At 55.6% G+C, this 14,784-nt stretch carries 14 protein-coding genes; 4 read left to right on the plus strand and 10 right to left on the minus strand.

Annotation, left to right across the window (positions count from 1 at the left end):
• Window positions 1-40: 40 nt before the first annotated feature.
• Window positions 41-718, plus strand: coding sequence for a metal-dependent transcriptional regulator (locus ACS1BR_RS06880; protein WP_463561220.1), 678 nt, complete (start codon window positions 41-43; stop codon window positions 716-718).
• Here ACS1BR_RS06880 and ACS1BR_RS06885 read toward each other — a convergent pair.
• Genes ACS1BR_RS06885 through ACS1BR_RS06895 form a run of 3 tightly spaced genes read right to left on the minus strand, consistent with a single transcriptional unit; the run spans window position 715 to window position 3,214 of the window.
• Window positions 715-1,569: a metal ABC transporter permease gene (locus tag ACS1BR_RS06885; RefSeq protein WP_463561221.1), complete on the minus strand. Its 855-nt coding sequence runs from the start codon at window positions 1,567-1,569 to the stop codon at window positions 715-717. The two genes, ACS1BR_RS06880 and ACS1BR_RS06885, sit on opposite strands and share 4 nt — an antisense overlap.
• On the minus strand, window positions 1,566-2,288 hold the full coding sequence (locus tag ACS1BR_RS06890) for a metal ABC transporter ATP-binding protein (protein ID WP_463561222.1): 723 nt from the start codon (window positions 2,286-2,288) through the stop codon (window positions 1,566-1,568). Before ACS1BR_RS06890 ends, ACS1BR_RS06885 begins: the two co-directional genes overlap by 4 nt.
• Window positions 2,288-3,214, minus strand: a complete 927-nt coding sequence (locus ACS1BR_RS06895) for a metal ABC transporter substrate-binding protein (protein ID WP_463561223.1) — start codon at window positions 3,212-3,214, stop codon at window positions 2,288-2,290. Before ACS1BR_RS06895 ends, ACS1BR_RS06890 begins: the two co-directional genes overlap by 1 nt.
• 233 nt (window positions 3,215-3,447) lie before the next feature.
• Here ACS1BR_RS06895 and ACS1BR_RS06900 point away from each other — a divergent pair, with 233 nt between their 5' ends.
• Window positions 3,448-4,386 (plus strand): type IV toxin-antitoxin system AbiEi family antitoxin domain-containing protein, encoded by a 939-nt coding sequence (locus tag ACS1BR_RS06900; RefSeq protein ID WP_463561224.1) that lies wholly within the window; start codon window positions 3,448-3,450, stop codon window positions 4,384-4,386.
• A gap of 52 nt (window positions 4,387-4,438) precedes the next feature.
• On the opposite strand, the gene serS is transcribed toward ACS1BR_RS06900, so the two are convergent.
• Complete coding sequence (serS, locus tag ACS1BR_RS06905) at window positions 4,439-5,746, minus strand: serine--tRNA ligase (protein ID WP_463561225.1); 1,308 nt, start codon at window positions 5,744-5,746, stop codon at window positions 4,439-4,441.
• A gap of 93 nt (window positions 5,747-5,839) precedes the next feature.
• On the opposite strand from serS, the gene ACS1BR_RS06910 reads away from it, so the two are divergent.
• Window positions 5,840-7,081: a diacylglycerol/lipid kinase family protein gene (locus tag ACS1BR_RS06910; RefSeq protein WP_463561226.1), complete on the plus strand. Its 1,242-nt coding sequence runs from the start codon at window positions 5,840-5,842 to the stop codon at window positions 7,079-7,081.
• Here the strand turns inward: ACS1BR_RS06910 and pheA are convergent.
• Window positions 7,078-8,040, minus strand: a complete 963-nt coding sequence (pheA, locus tag ACS1BR_RS06915) for a prephenate dehydratase (RefSeq protein ID WP_463561227.1) — start codon at window positions 8,038-8,040, stop codon at window positions 7,078-7,080. The two genes, ACS1BR_RS06910 and pheA, sit on opposite strands and share 4 nt — an antisense overlap.
• Window positions 8,041-8,187: 147 nt before the next feature.
• Between pheA and ald the strand changes: the two genes are divergently transcribed.
• Window positions 8,188-9,273, plus strand: coding sequence for an alanine dehydrogenase (gene ald / locus ACS1BR_RS06920; protein ID WP_463561228.1), 1,086 nt, complete (start codon window positions 8,188-8,190; stop codon window positions 9,271-9,273).
• 92 nt (window positions 9,274-9,365) lie between these two features.
• Here the strand turns inward: ald and ACS1BR_RS06925 are convergent, their stop codons facing one another.
• From ACS1BR_RS06925 to ACS1BR_RS06945, 5 genes are all read right to left on the minus strand, one after another.
• Window positions 9,366-9,785 (minus strand): DUF3151 domain-containing protein, encoded by a 420-nt coding sequence (locus ACS1BR_RS06925; RefSeq protein ID WP_463561229.1) that lies wholly within the window; start codon window positions 9,783-9,785, stop codon window positions 9,366-9,368.
• Window positions 9,786-9,827: 42 nt separating this feature from the next.
• On the minus strand, window positions 9,828-11,045 hold the full coding sequence (locus ACS1BR_RS06930; protein ID WP_463561230.1) for a Fic family protein: 1,218 nt from the start codon (window positions 11,043-11,045) through the stop codon (window positions 9,828-9,830).
• Between the two features lie 267 nt (window positions 11,046-11,312).
• Window positions 11,313-12,338, minus strand: a complete 1,026-nt coding sequence (fbaA, locus tag ACS1BR_RS06935) for a class II fructose-bisphosphate aldolase (protein ID WP_463561231.1) — start codon at window positions 12,336-12,338, stop codon at window positions 11,313-11,315.
• Between the two features lie 410 nt (window positions 12,339-12,748).
• Window positions 12,749-14,098 carry a hypothetical protein gene (locus ACS1BR_RS06940; protein ID WP_463561232.1) on the minus strand — a complete coding sequence of 450 codons (1,350 nt, stop codon included), beginning with the start codon at window positions 14,096-14,098 and terminating at the stop codon, window positions 12,749-12,751.
• A complete protein-coding gene (locus ACS1BR_RS06945) occupies window positions 14,095-14,745 on the minus strand; it encodes an ABC transporter ATP-binding protein (protein WP_463561233.1) in 651 nt (216 codons plus the stop codon). The genes ACS1BR_RS06940 and ACS1BR_RS06945 overlap by 4 nt, the downstream gene beginning before the upstream one ends.
• Between the last annotated feature and the right edge of the window lie 39 nt (window positions 14,746-14,784).

A 14,784-nucleotide genomic window follows, 5' to 3' on the forward strand; every position in this document is an offset into this window, starting at 1 on the left:
CGGAGAAGGCAGGTAGAGTGCTTAGCCTACACTTGTGTGTATGACTCTCTCGAACCTCTCCGATAGCACACAAAACTATCTCAAAGTTATCTGGTCTCTTTCTGAGTATTCGGGTGAGCCCGCCACCACAACTCTTATTGCCCGGCGCACCGGGAATCGTCTCTCCTCGGTCTCTGATGCGGTCAAGCGCTTGCACGCTGCGGGGCTGGTGGTTCACCGCCCCTACCGGCCGATTGAGCTCACCGAGACCGGGCGTAGCTATGCTGTTGAGATGGTTCGGCGGCACCGGCTCATTGAAACTTTTCTGGTGGAGGTGCTGGGATACACCTGGGATCAGGTGCACGATGAGGCCGAGGAACTGGAGCACGCGGTTTCGCATTTTATGATTGAACGGATCGATGCCCTTCTCGGGCACCCTCAGAGAGACCCGCACGGTGACCCCATTCCGGCTGCCGACGGTGCGGTGTTACCCGGAAGCACCCTGCGGCTTTCGGAGGTGATCGAGGAGTCATCCCTTTCACCGGACACGGTCATGGGTGTGCGGGTGGAGCGCATCTCTGACTCCGATGCTGATCTCCTGCGCACTTTTAGCGAGCGAGGGCTCGCGCCCGGCAAAATCGTGCGTATCACTGCCGGTAGCCCGATTATAGAGGGTAACGATCAGCCCCTACCGCTTGATAGCGAGAGTGCCGCCGCGGTTTTTGTGCGCAAGATCTAGACGGCAGAACGCCGCGCACGCCAGCGGGCTAGCACCCCGTGGCGCGGGGCGAGCAGGTAGACGAGGAAGAAGAGTGCCCCCTGGGCTACCACTACCGAGCCACCGGCCGAGATATCAAGATAGTAGCTGGCATAGAGTCCCGCCAGAGACCCGATCAGTGAAACCGCGCAGGCGATCAGAAGCATTCGGTTGAAACTGTGAGTGAGCAACCTGGCCGTTGAGCCGGGAATCACCAGCATAGCAACCACCAGCACCACCCCCACAATCTGTAGCGCCACCACACTGGTCAGGGCGAGAAGAAACAGCAGGGTGGCACCTAAAAATTTGGGGCGCAACCCGGCGGCCCTAGCAAAACCGGGATCAAAAGCATACAGGGTGAAATCCCTGCGCTTAATAAGCAGAACGGCCGCCACCAGCAAAGCCAGAACCACTATCTGCACCACCTCAGCCCAGGAGACACCCAGCACATTACCAAAAAGAATATGGTTAAGATCCGTCTGCGACGGTACCACCGACACCAAGATAAGCCCCACCGCAAAAAGACTGGTAAAAACTATACCGATGGCGGAGTCCTCACGAATCCGGTTACTACTGCGCACCCAGCCAATCAGGGCCACCGCCACCAGCCCGGCCACCAGCGCACCCACAGCGTAGGGAATACCCAAAACATAGGCAATAACCACACCCGGCAGTACCGCGTGCGAAATAGCATCCCCCATAAGCGACCAGCCAATGAGCACCAGCCAGCACGAAAGCAGGGCACAAACCAGCGCCGCCGCCACGGTCACCACAAAACTCCGCTGCAAAAAACCGTAGGTCAGAGGCTCCCAGAAAATATCAAAGACACTCATGTGCTCTCCCCCAGCCCAAACGCCCGCACCAGATTTTCAGGTTGAAGAACCTCAGAGACAGGCGCGTGCATAAGCACCGTATTCTTCAGCAGCACGGCCCGGTCCGCATACGACCCCAGACGCTGCACATCGTGGGTTGAGATCAGCACCGTCTTCCCCCGCTGTCTCAGCTGTCTTAGCACCCCAATCAGCATCGCCTCAGAGGCCCTATCCACTCCCGCAAAAGGCTCATCAAGCAGAAAAACTTCCGCCTCCTGTGCCAGCGCCCGGGCCATAAAAACCCGCTTCTTCTGGCCGCCGGAAAGCTCACCGATCTGCCTCCTCGCATAATCGGAAAGCTGCACCCGCTCCAGGGCGTCGTCAACCGCGGCGCGGTCAACCGCACCCAACCGCCGGGTGACCCCCAGCCTGCGGTAGCGGCCGGCGCTGACCACTTCCCGCACCGAAACAGGGAAAGTCCAGTCGACCTCTTCACTCTGCGGCATATAGCTCATCAGACCGGACATCCGCGCCTCCCCCATCTCCAAGCCCAGAATCTGCACCCGCCCCGACCTCACCGGCTGCACACCCATAATTGCCTTGAAGAGAGTTGACTTACCCGAGCCGTTCACCCCGATCAAACCGCAGAGCACCCCGCTTTCCAGGTGAACCGTGGTATCAACCAGGGCACGAACCGGCCCGTAGTTCACGCTAATCCGATCAACCGATACAGCCAGCATCAGCTACCGGCCAGCCCGTCGGTAATCACCGAGACATCATGACGCAGCAGATCCAGATAGGTGGGCACATCGCCGTCTGCCCCGGAGAGGGAGTCGACGTAGAGCACCCCGCCAAAACGTGCACCGGTGTCGGAGGCCACCTGCTGCATGGTCGAATCCGAGACGGTTGATTCACAAAAAACAGCCGGCACGCTGTTCTCGCGCACAAAACCGGATACCTGCGCCACCCGGCTGGCCGAAACCTCGCTATCCGAGTTCACCGCCCACAGGTACTGCTCGGTCAACCCCGCGTCGTGGGCGAGGTAGCTGAATGCGCCCTCGCAGGTCACCAGGGCACGGTGCCCGGAGGGAAGGGTGTCCAGCTTCTCTGTGAGATCATCCTGAATAGTGCGCAGCTGCTCCTTATAGGATTCGGCGTTAGAGCGGTAGTCATCGGCATGATCGGGGTCTAACTGGGTAAAGGCGGCAGCTATATTATCGACGTAGGTGGCGGCATTGGTGGGGCTCATCCAGGCGTGCGGATTGGGGGTGCCCGCGGCGGTGTCTTCGGTGATACCGATGGGGGTGACCCCCTCGCTCACCGTTTTATGCTTTGCCTGCGAATCGTGAAGGAACCTGTCGAACCAGGCTTCAAGATTGAGCCCGTTGTTGAGTACCAGGTCGGCATCGTGCGCTTTTTTGATGTCTGAGGGGGTGGGCTCGTATTCGTGGATTTCCGCTCCGGGTTTGGTGAGCGACTCGACGGTGAGGTGGTCCCCGGCCACGTTTTGCGCCATATCTTGAAGCACGGTGAAGGTGGTGAGCACGGTGGGTTTCTCGTTTTCCTGTGCACGCTCTGCCGAGCAACCGGTGACCACGAGCGCGACGGTGGCCAGCGTTGCCAGGGCGGTTTTACGCAGGTGGGTGAGGGTCGATGTGTGTGTCATTCCCGATCTCCTTATTGAGAATTTTTCTCAGTTACAGAAGAGTATATCCCAAAGTTCGTCTAAACGAACAATTTGACGAGGTCTTCGCCGAAATCCTGGGTTTCGTCCGACTTCCTCTGTTATTTCCTAGGAACTCGGACGAAACACGGGAAGTCAGTGCAGCTTTACCAAAAGTTATCCACATTTTTCTCCCGCTATTCCTTCGAGGAGAAGTTTCAGGGCAGGCTAGACCTATGAACAGAAACCTCGATGACTATCTCTCAGCCCTCAAAACAAGCCGGCAGCTTCACCTTATGGGCTACTCAAATCGAAAGATCAGCTCCCTAGCGGCCCAGGGAAAGATAGACCGCATCCATCGCGGCGTCTACTGTCGCACGGACTTCCTCAACACCCTTCACCCCTGGGAAGAACAATTTCTAAGGGTAGCGGGATATTTTATACGACATCCCGAAACAGTTTTTTCGCACACTAGCGCCGCTCAAATTATGGGGCTACCGGTGCCGTCACAGCAGCCGGTCCATATCTACGCGGGGACAAACTCTAAATCAACCGTACCGGGAGTAAAGAAACATATCCTTCTCACCCCCGACACCGCAACGGTTACCCACAGCGGGGAGGTGATAACCACTTCTGCACTGCAGACTGTCGCAGATTCTGTTCGCATCCTTCCCACAGGAGATGCCCTAGCCTTAGCAGATGCTGCCCTGTTTCGCGGCACGGTAGATGTGCGCAGCTTGCGGGAAAAACTGTTAGGGAGTCGGGGTCGTTGCTGCCGAAAAATGCGGTGGGTTGCCGAACATATGAGCCCGCTCGCCGAATCTGTGGGCGAGAGTTACACCCGTCTGCGCCTCATAGAAATGGGTTTACGCTTCAGAGAGCAGGTGAATATTCACGTCGATGGTTGCCTTTACCGGAGTGATTTTGCGCTGGAGGGGCTACCCCTTCTCGTGGAGTTTGACGGACGCATGAAACTCACAGATTTTGGGGCCTCTGACACGATTTTGGCAAGGGAACGCCAGCGGGAGAAAGCCCTGCAAAATCAGGGCTGGTTCCTCTTCCGCGTGGGGTGGCAGCATGTTGTTCATGAACCACAGGTTTTTATCCGAGACCTCAACCGTCTGGTTCGGGCGGTAGCGGGGCATCGAGTTCCTGGGTTTCGTCCGAGTTCCTAGGAAATAACAGAGGAAGTCGGACGAAACCCAGGATTTCGGTGGGGGCACCTTCTTACCTCTCCACCACCGGGATCACCTCTAGCCCGCCCATGTAGGGCTGAAGGGCGGCAGGAACATTCACCGAGCCGTCACGATTCTGGTGGGTCTCCAAGATAGCCACCAGCCAGCGGGTTGTTGCCAGGGTGCCGTTGAGGGTGGCCACCGTCCTGGTACCGCCCTTCTTCACCTTCCCCGACTCGTCAACGGTATCTGCTAGGCGCTCACGCACGTTCAGCCGTCGAGCCTGGTAGGTGGTGCAGTTTGAGGTTGAGGTCAGCTCACGGTAGGTGCCCTGGGTTGGCACCCATGCCTCGCAGTCAAACTTACGGGCGGCAGATGAACCGAGGTCACCGGCAGCCGTGTCAATCACCCGATAGGACAGGCCGCACTTTTGCAGCATTTCTTCTTCCCAGGCCAGCATCTTGGCGTGCAACTGCTCGGCGTCTTCCTGCGCCGCATAGATAAACATCTCAGCCTTGTTGAACTGGTGAACACGAATAATGCCGCGGGTGTCTTTCCCCGCAGAGCCCGCCTCACGACGATAGCAGGATGACCAGCCCAGATACTTGAGCGGGCCCCGAGAAAGATCAATGATCTCATCGGTGTGGTAGCCGGCAAGGGAGACTTCGGAGGTGCCCACCAGGTAGAGGTCGTCGCGTTCTAGGCGGTAGATTTCGTCATCGTGCTTGACATTAAAACCGGTACCGTTCATGATCTCGGGCCGCACCAGGGTGGGGGTGGTCATCATGGTGAAGCCGTGGGATACCGCCTGGTCGAGCGCCATGGTGAGCAGTGCCTGCTCCAGACGCGCCACATGGCCCTTCAAAAAGTAGAATCGGGACCCCGAAACTTTAGCCCCGCGGGCCATGTCAATGCCGTCGACGAGTTCACCGATCTCCAGGTGGTCTCGGGGGGCAAACCCTTCTGCCTCAAAATCTCGGGCCTGGCCCACGGTCTTGAGTACCGTAAAGTCGTCTTCGCCGCCTGCCGGTACACCGTCAATCACCAGGTTTTCGATGGTGAGCAGCAGCCTATCCTGTTCGGCCTGTGCCTCTTCGGAGGCTGTCTTGGCCTCGGTAACCTGCTGAGAAAGCTCCTTGACCTCGGCGAGGAGGGCCTCTTTTGCGTCACCGTCGGCGGCGGCAACCTTCTTGCCAAATGCCTTCTGCTGAGCCCTCAGGCTCTCAAATTCAGAGATACTCTGCCGGCGGGTGGAGTCCGCCTCAAGGATCTTGTCTACCAGAGTCACATCAGCGCCGCGTTTACGCTGCGATTCACGGAAGAGGTCGGGGTTTTCGCGCAGAAGGTTAATATCAATCACAACTATCAATTTACCCCAGATGACGCGGGATCGCAGAAAGTTTCACCGGAAAAACAGGGATTCATCGATGAGCGTCCTGTTAGGGTGGTACCCATGCGAATAACCAGGAAAAAGTTTGTGATGTTCGGTGGGCTGGCGGTGAGCTCACTCTATACAGCGGTGTCTTGGTTGTTGGTGAAATGGGGGCAGCAGAGGCGCCCTGATCTTTTTCCCACCTACCGCCCCTGGCACGTGATGCTTAAAGCCGGCGACCCCAAACGGGTGGCCGTGGTTTTCAACCCGGTCAAACCCAACGCCCGCTATGGTTGCCGGGTGATCAGTGAGCAGGTTGCTGAGGCGGGGTGGGATGAGCCGGTCTTTTATGAGACCAGAGCCGATGACCCCGGCTATTCGATGGCTCAAGAAGCGGTAGCCGGCGGTGCTGACCTTGTTTTAGCGGTGGGTGGTGACGGTACGGTTCGCGAGGTTGCCGCTGCCCTGGCTGGTACCCCTGCGGCCATGGGTATAGTGCCGATGGGCACCGGAAACCTTCTGGCACGCAATCTCAATCTGGAGTACTGGGACCTTGCCTCCTGCGTTAACACGGCCCTGCACGGCCAGGTTGAAGACATTGATATGGTGCATATAGAGATGACGGCTGCGGACGGTCTCGTGAGCACACGCGATTTTATTGTGATGGGCGGGGCCGGGTTCGACGCACAGATTATGACCGACACCAATGAGGATCTCAAGGCAAAAATCGGTTGGGTTGCCTACGTTGAATCGGGGATTAAAAATATACTGACTCCGCGGCATCCGGTTAAAATCACCGTTGATGATTCCCCGGCGGTTCACCGTAAGATACGGTCTGTGCTCATTGCTAACTGCGGTGAGGTGCAGGGTGGGGTAAAGCTTGCCTCAACCACCGATGCCCGGGACGGGCAGCTAGAAGTAATTGTTCTCAGCCCCCGCAATTTTGTGGGCTGGGTGCGGCTCAGTGCGCGTTTTCTTTTGGGTCCTAGCTTTTTTGACAGGCGACGGCCGGTGGTTGAGCACACTGTGGGGCAGAGGGTGAGCGTAGATTTTCTGGGCCAGCCTCAGCCGGTTGAGATAGACGGCGATGTTCTTGATGAGGCGGTGTCTCTTTCTGCCCGGATTTTACCGGCGGCTGTGAAGGTGTCGCTTTACCCCGAGGATCGGGAGCGGGTGCGCAAATTGACCGAGATTCCGCGGGAGATGGTCGATTCTCACCCGCGGCTTCAGCGGCAGCTTATGGATTCCGCCAAGATTCTGTGCGGGGAGCTTGGTCAGCGTATCGGGCGGCAGGGGGCTAGGATCCGCCGCTGGTTGAGCTAGTTTTCTTGTTGTTTTTCCGGTGTGAACCGTGCGGGTCTGCCTGCCGGGAAGAGGCTTTCTAGCCAGTCGTGGGCAGCCGTGAAAGCCCGGTCCGTGTGCATGTCCTTGACGGTCACCTGCCGGGAGTCTGCGCGGGGGTAGGACCCCAGAAATTGTATGTGCGGTGATACCCGGTGGAGGCCGCGCAGTGCGGTGCGCATACGGGAGTCGTAGATGTGCCCGTCGGCGTCGATTGAGAAGAAATAGGAGCCCAAGAAGCTGCCGGTGGGGCGTGATTCGATCCGGGAGAGATTGATCCCGCAGGTGGCGAATTGTTGGAGTAGGTCGAGGAGGGCCCCGGGGCGGTCGTGGGGTAGGGGCACCATCAGGGTGGTTTTATCGGCTCCGGTGGGGTGGGGGATTTCGGGGTTTTTGGCCACCAGCACGAACCGGGTGACCGCCTCTTTGTTGTCGCCAATGTTTTCTTCGAGTACCGCCAGTTGGGGGTGGGTTTGAGCGAGGGCCGGGGCGCAGATGGCCGCCTGGTATCCGGGGCTTTCCTCGGTGAGGGCGAGGGCTGCTGCCGCCGTTGACTGCCCGGGTATATATTCGACGTGCGGTAGGCGCTCTTGAGCCCAGGCGCGTACCTGTGCCCAGGCGTGGGTGTGGGTGGAGATTTTGGTGATGTCTTTGAGGCGGGTGCCGGGTTTAGCCACGAGCACAAACTGTATGGGTACCAGCACTTCTCGAATAATGCGCAGGCTGTTATCGAGGGCTATGGAGTCGAGGGTGGCGGTCACACCGCCCTCAACAGAGTTTTCGATGGGGACCATGGCGGCCTCGGCAGCTTCGGCGCGCACAGCGTCGAGCGCGGCCGGGACGGTGTTGGAGGGGAACCGGCGCCCTTCTGCTGCTTCCGGCAGGCTGAGCAGGGCGGATTCGGTAAAGGTTCCGGAGGGGCCGAGGAAGGTATAGCGCATGGTCTCTAGTCTAAGCACACGGGAGGGAGAGTAGCGGTTATGGCCGGATAGTCCACGATCGGAGCCGCGTTAGGGTTGTACATGTCACGTATCCGCGAGAAAATGGAAGGGCATTATTCACCCCAAGCGCATATGTGGAGGTCAAACATGCGTATCGGCGTACCCCGCGAAATTAAGCCTCAGGAGCAGCGAGTCGGGCTCACTCCCGGCGGTGTCTCCGCCCTGGTTGAAGCAGGCCACGAGGTACTGGTTGAGCAGGATGCCGGCATCGGTGCCGGCTTCTCCAACCGCGAATACGAGCAGGCAGGTGCCCGGCTGGTCAGTCAGGAGGAGGCTTGGGCCCGGGCAGAGCTACTCGTTAAGGTTAAAGAGCCCGTTGAGCCCGAATACAGGTATCTGCGCGATGACCTCACCCTGTTCACCTATCTGCACCTGGCAGCCGACCGGCCCCTGACCGAGGCCCTGCTGGCGGCCGGTACCCGCGCTATCGCCTACGAGACTGTGCGTAGCGGGCGGTCTCTACCGCTGCTTTTGCCCATGAGCGAGGTTGCCGGGCGCCTAGCTGCTCAGGCTGCCGCCCAGTATCTGCTGGGCACCCAGGGCGGGCCCGGGGTGCTTCTGGGCGGGGTGCCCGGTGTGAGCCCGGCACGCACGGTGGTGCTCGGCGGCGGCAATGTGGGGACCCAGGCTGCCTTACTCAGCGTTGGGTTGGGTTCTGAGGTCACCATTCTTGAGGGCTACGGCCCCAGGGTGCGCGAGCTGGCCGAACTGTTCGGCTCCTCTGCGCGGGTGCTCAATTCGACTCCGGCCAATATTGAGCGTGAGATTGCCGAGGCCGACGTCATTATCGGCTCCGTTCTTGTGCCGGGGGCTAAAACTCCCAAGCTTGTTCGCCGCGAACATCTGAAGCTGATGAAGCCCACTACCCTGCTGATTGACGTGGCAATCGACCAGGGCGGCTGTTTTGAGACCTCCCGGCCCACCACCTACGCGGACCCTATCTACGAGGTGGACGGTATCCGCCACTACTGTGTGGCTAACATGCCGGGGGCTGTACCGCGCACCTCCACGGTGGCGCTCACCGACGCCTCCCTGCCCTACGTGCTCAAGCTGGCCGCCGGTGTGGATAGTGCGCTGGCTGCTGATCAGTCCCTGCAGTCGGGGCTCAACACCGAGGCCGGCAAGATCACCTTCCCGGGTGTCGCCGAGGCTTTCCCCGATCTCGCGCGGTAGTGCGAACTGGGGTGACTGTAAGCCTCACCGATGGGCGGTGGCGGTAGCTCGTGGCGGCTACCGCCACCGCCCTGCATACCGGACTGTTGCGGTTAACCTTGCAGGGCCGCCTGTGCTTGCGGGTCGGAATCGGTAAGGAATTTTTCGATACGCTCAGCTTCGTCTGTTTCACCTATGGCTGCTGCCGCCCGGCCGAGGAGGAAGAGGGCTGTGAGGAAGCCCCGGTTGGGTTCGTGGCTGAAGGGAATGGGGCCGTGGCCTTTCCAGCCGGCTGCGCGCAAGGCGTCAAGGCCGCGATGGTAGCCCACCCGCGCGTAGGCGTAGCCCTCTAGAGTCTTTCCGGAGTCTAGTGCCTCTTCTGCCAGGATGGCCCAGGCTTTTGAGGATTTGGGGAATTGTTTTACCAGTTCTTGAGCGGAGTCGCCGGAGCCTATGCGGTACTCCAGTTCTGCTTCTTTGGGGAGGTAGGTGGGCGCCGGTTCCCCGAGAAGGTTTTTACCCGTCAGCGTCATGGAAGGTTCTCCTTATTGTTTCTCTCGACCGTGCATACCATGCTACCCAGTTTTATCGGGTGGAAAAAGAAGGTCGCGGCCCGTCTCGCTGAGTTTTATGCGCAGGGGTTTTGATGACATGCGGTCGATGAGCCCGCATCTCTCCAGCTCTGTCATATATTTGCGCACCGTGGATTTTGATTTTTCGAGGCTTTTGGCCAGCTCATCCCAGCTGATCCCGATGTCTCTACCGAAAAGCTCTACCTGGCCCAGAACGTAGAGAGGGGGACGAAGTTCTTCCTCTTGTATGAGTGCGGTCCCGTCCGGTTCAAAGATCCGACGGTACAGCTGATCCACCTGTTGCTTTTTCTCCGAAAGGTTTCGTGCTAGATCTTGCTGGGCTGAGACTATTATTTCTAGCATTGCGATGAGAAAAGTGGTGGCATCGGCATAGTTGCGGGGCTCTTCAACTACCGAAAAAGCTTTATAGTATTTGGATTTTTCTTCATTAATTTTTCTGGAAAGCATGAGAGCGGTTCCGCTGAACAGCACACCAACCAGCTGGGTGCTCAAAAGGAAACGTCCGAGCCGCCCGTTACCGTCGTAGAAGGGATGGGTTGCCTCCAATATAAAGTGGCCAACGGCGGCAGAGAACAGGCGCGGAACATCGCTATCGTGCAGATGCTCGAACATGGCCCGCAGATTCCGCACGATCGCAGCCTCGTCTTCGGTTCCCCGGTGGATAACTTTGCCATTGCCGTCCCGTATATACACGGGTCTGGCGCGAAAGAGCTCCCCGTCAAGGTTGTCGGTATCGGCGAGCTCTCCCGCCATCAGCTCATCATAGAGAGACCTCAGTTCTTGGGGTGTTTGTGGTGCAGCCGCTTCCCCACGAGCTAAAAACAGATACAGCTTTGCTATTTCTCTGAACCGCTTGTTCTCTCGCGGCTGCGCTTCAAGAGCTTCAATGATTTCTTGACGGGTTGAGCGCACACCCTCGAGTTCGTTGGTTGACAGAATCTCGTCTGTGACCAGTTGGTATAGGTAGCTGGTCACAGCGGCGGGCGGTATCTGCTGGACTATCCCCGCGATCTCAACCTCGTGAGTATAGATTTTTTCCATGAGGATCGAAGTTTCCCGCGTTGGTACATAGAAGAGTTCGTGATCACCGAGTTTCATACCGGTGAGGTACCCTTGTGCTCTGTGGGCTTGAGCTTCCGCGCTGGCCGTAGCCTCATCGTGTTCATGAAAAATGCTCTTGAGGGTCCTGTACTTCTTCATGCTATCTTCCAAAATCCTGCATTTTTATAAAATAGGTACCCCCGGCTGGAGGGCTATCTTTCAAAATACCCTATTTTTGCAAGATAGCCTGCGAGCTATCGGCCCGCTTCTTGTAACTAGAGCCTGTTCTGTTGTGGTCAGCGCCCCGAGAGGCCGCACATCTCCTTTAACGCAAAGACGAAGTAGCACCGTCTTGTCCAGAAAAACGGGGTCTGCCCCTGCACACAGGGGCAGACCCCGTCACGGTCTAGACAAGAATCTTTGGGACTACCTGAGCGAGGTTCCCACCGAACCAAGCTGCTGGGCTGCCTCCACCACGCGGGCGGTCATACCTGCCTCGGCGGCAGCACCCCAGACACGGGGGTCATACATCTTCTTGTTGCCCACCTCGCCGTCAACCTTGAGCACACCGTCATAGTTGCTCAACATGTGGCCGGCTACGGGGCGGGTGTAGGCGTACTGGGTATCGGTGTCGATGTTCATCTTGATAACACCGTAGGATACCGCGTCGGCAATCTCCTGCTCGGTCGAGCCGGAGCCACCGTGGAAGACCAGGTAGAAGGGCTTCTCACCCTTGCCGTATTTGGCGCCGACCTCGGTCTGAATCTCCTTGAGCAGCTCGGGGCGCAGATGCACGTTGCCGGGCTTGTAAACACCGTGAACATTACCAAAGGTGAGGGCTGCCATGTAGGCACCCTTTTCACCCAGGCCTATTGCCTCAACGGTCTTTACCGCGTCTTCAACTGTGGTGTACAGGGAGTCGTCGATGGCACCTTCCACGCCGTCTTCTTCGCCGCCCACAGCACCAATCTCAACCTCGAGCACCTGGTGGTTCTTGGAGGTGCGGGCAATGAGCTCCTGGGCTATTTCGAGGTTCTCTGCCAGATCAATAGCCGAGCCGTCCCACATGTGCGAGTTAAAGATCGGGTCTTCACCGCGGGCAACCGCCTTTTCCGTCTCGGTCAGCAGGGGCAGCACATAGGAGTCGAGCTTGTCTTTGGGGCAGTGATCGGTGTGCAGGGCAATGTTGACATCGTACTGGTCTGCAACCACCCTGGCATAGGCCGCGAAGGCAAGAGCACCGGCAACCATATTCTTTTTGCTTGCACCCGACCAGTAGGCTGCACCACCGGTTGACGCCTGGATAATACCGTCTGAGCCGGCCTCAGCAAAACCCGCAATAGCGGCGTTGAGGGTCTGCGAAGAGGTAACGTTAATGGCCGGGTAGGCAAAGCCCTTGGACTTTGCGTTTTCAAGCATTTCTGCATATTTTTCCGGGGTTGCAATAGGCATGCTGACTCCTTGAGTTTGGATTTCAGCCACCGTTTGGTGGCCGCATACTGTGGGTGTGCCCGCCCGTGCCGGGGCTCGGCAAGACAGACGCACCTGCCTGCCCCCATTCTAGCAAGGTGCCGCACACACCGTGGAGCAGTTTCGCAATGTTTCGCAGATAAAACCACGCATCCCTTCAAGGCTTAAAGGACATCTGCCGCGATATTTCAAGGTTTTTCCTCCCCCAGCACCCTGTGGGTATATTTTGTATTTGGATAAATTTTTACCGAGCCACAGAAGAAAACCACACGGCTGTTCTGCGCGGAAGATTCGTTGGGCTAGCCCATCTTCTGCTCCACCCAGTCCCCCGCCGCAGAGGCCGGGTTCACCTTCTCGCCTCTCACAAAAATCTGATTTATGTCCATATAAGCCTAATTTTTTAAATGTTTATAGAAATTCCAGAAAAATAAAGATATTGCAGTTAACACCCCGGGAACAGGGCCGAGAATGAAACTTGATATATAAGCTAATATGGTAAATAAGTTTAATGCAAATATTCTAAATTGATCATAAGGAATAATAATTCCTTCATGGAGCACAATAACTAGATCATAGTTAACCTGTCGCGTTGGCGTGGAATCCCCGAAGGAAACATTCATTCCTAGGAAAAATGCCATCACAACGATAAAAATGGGCAATGAGAACATTTGGGATACAATAAACACATACAGCATAGCCGCTATAGCGGGTCCTATTGAATACCCAAATAATTGTTTTATATAAGACCCTCCCAGCCATATTCTCGTACTACGCTGAGACACCCATTCCTTAGGCAGCACCCTATATACCGTAGCGATCAACCAGCACACAGAAACCAATAGAGCGCCAATACCAAGGTCGCCAAAAGAAATTCCAAGCACAATACCCATAGGAATTGATACTATTACTATAAATATAAAAATATATATAAAGTTTAATGAAGAAACTAAAGAAATAAGCGGCGGCCAATTGAATCTGAGCCTGACCAAATTCCTATTCAGCGCACTATAGTATATACTCTCGGAAATGTTCATGCCCAACAGAGCGCCGATTATTAAAGTTCTCCGCGCGCTTGCGGCCGATAGGGTTTCAATAGTTATATACTTTTTATAGCTCCTCAGTTGCTCATATATGGATAAGAAAATACCCAGTAGAATAGGGGAAACAAACATGAAAATTATTCTCAGATTCAGAGATTCTGAATACTTTCCCATAGAACCTGCGACAGTGATACATAGACCAAGTAGAATTAATACTATTTCCCATACTTTAATTAATCTATACGTTCCATTAATCTGCGCCCCAGAAACACCCAACCCAATCGTCAGTCCATAAATGATAGAGACACACAAAATCAGAGCATGGCTCATTGGAGAGATATCCAGGAACATTATCTGCATTAGAAGTAAACCTACCGCCCAAAGCGCGGTAACTATTTTTATCTCCCGATAGGAATAAGGATTCCTCCCCGCAAGTGGAAAATTTGAGAATCTCCAAAAAATTTCCGAGATAGAACTGCTCAGCGGTCCTACTGTCCGAAGGGTCCAGCAGTAAATAAATAGCCAGATGAGGGAAAATCCCATGTAGAAGAATAATGAATTTAAATTTGATAAATAGTATGGTCCATATGCTCCTTCTAGACTCTTCACCGAGAGTGCCGCAGATATAAGGATTGTTAAAGGTAATATGGTATAAATAATTGCGTTATATACAGCAATAAAATGCTCTCTAGTACTTTTCATTCTCGGGTACTCAACTTAGCACTGAGAGGGAATTCGACTCTATGTGACTTTTCTATGAATTTATTCTCGTGTGTCGCAATGCAGACCATGCAACCCGATCTTATTTTCCCCCGTATCCAGTCCGTAATCCATTCAATGCCTTCCCTATCAAGTCTCTTTTCCGGTTCGTCTAAGAAATAGTAAGTAGCGGGCCTCAGAAGGAGGGTGGCTAACCGTGCGCGCTGCTCCTGTCCCGAACTCAATGTATGGGGTTCTCTGTTGTACACCTGTGCTATGTTGAGCTCTTCAAGAGCTTCGTGGACATTGACGGAAGAAGGGGTCTGATCTTTGTGGGAGGAATAGAAATTATTTTTTAACATCTCGAGATGCTGACCTATGCTGAGGCCCGGCAACCAATCTATGGAGTCATTAAGGCCAAACACTTTCTTGCTGTAGTTCTTCGATTGGTTATTTACAACTTTATTTTCCAGAATAATGTTTCCACTATCTAACGATAGATGCCTCAGGAAACAGCTTATAAGAGTTGATTTTCCTGACCCGTTCGGGCCAGCCAAGGTATAGTATTCACCCTTCGAAAATTCTATAAATAAATTTTCAAATACAGTATGTTTCCCAAGAACTTTTTTACCGTCACGCACACTAATCATATTGATTCCTCTCAAGAATTCTGTGTAGGTTGATCAATA

It is taken from the genome of Rothia sp. 18CD1-1, from assembly GCF_055285355.1.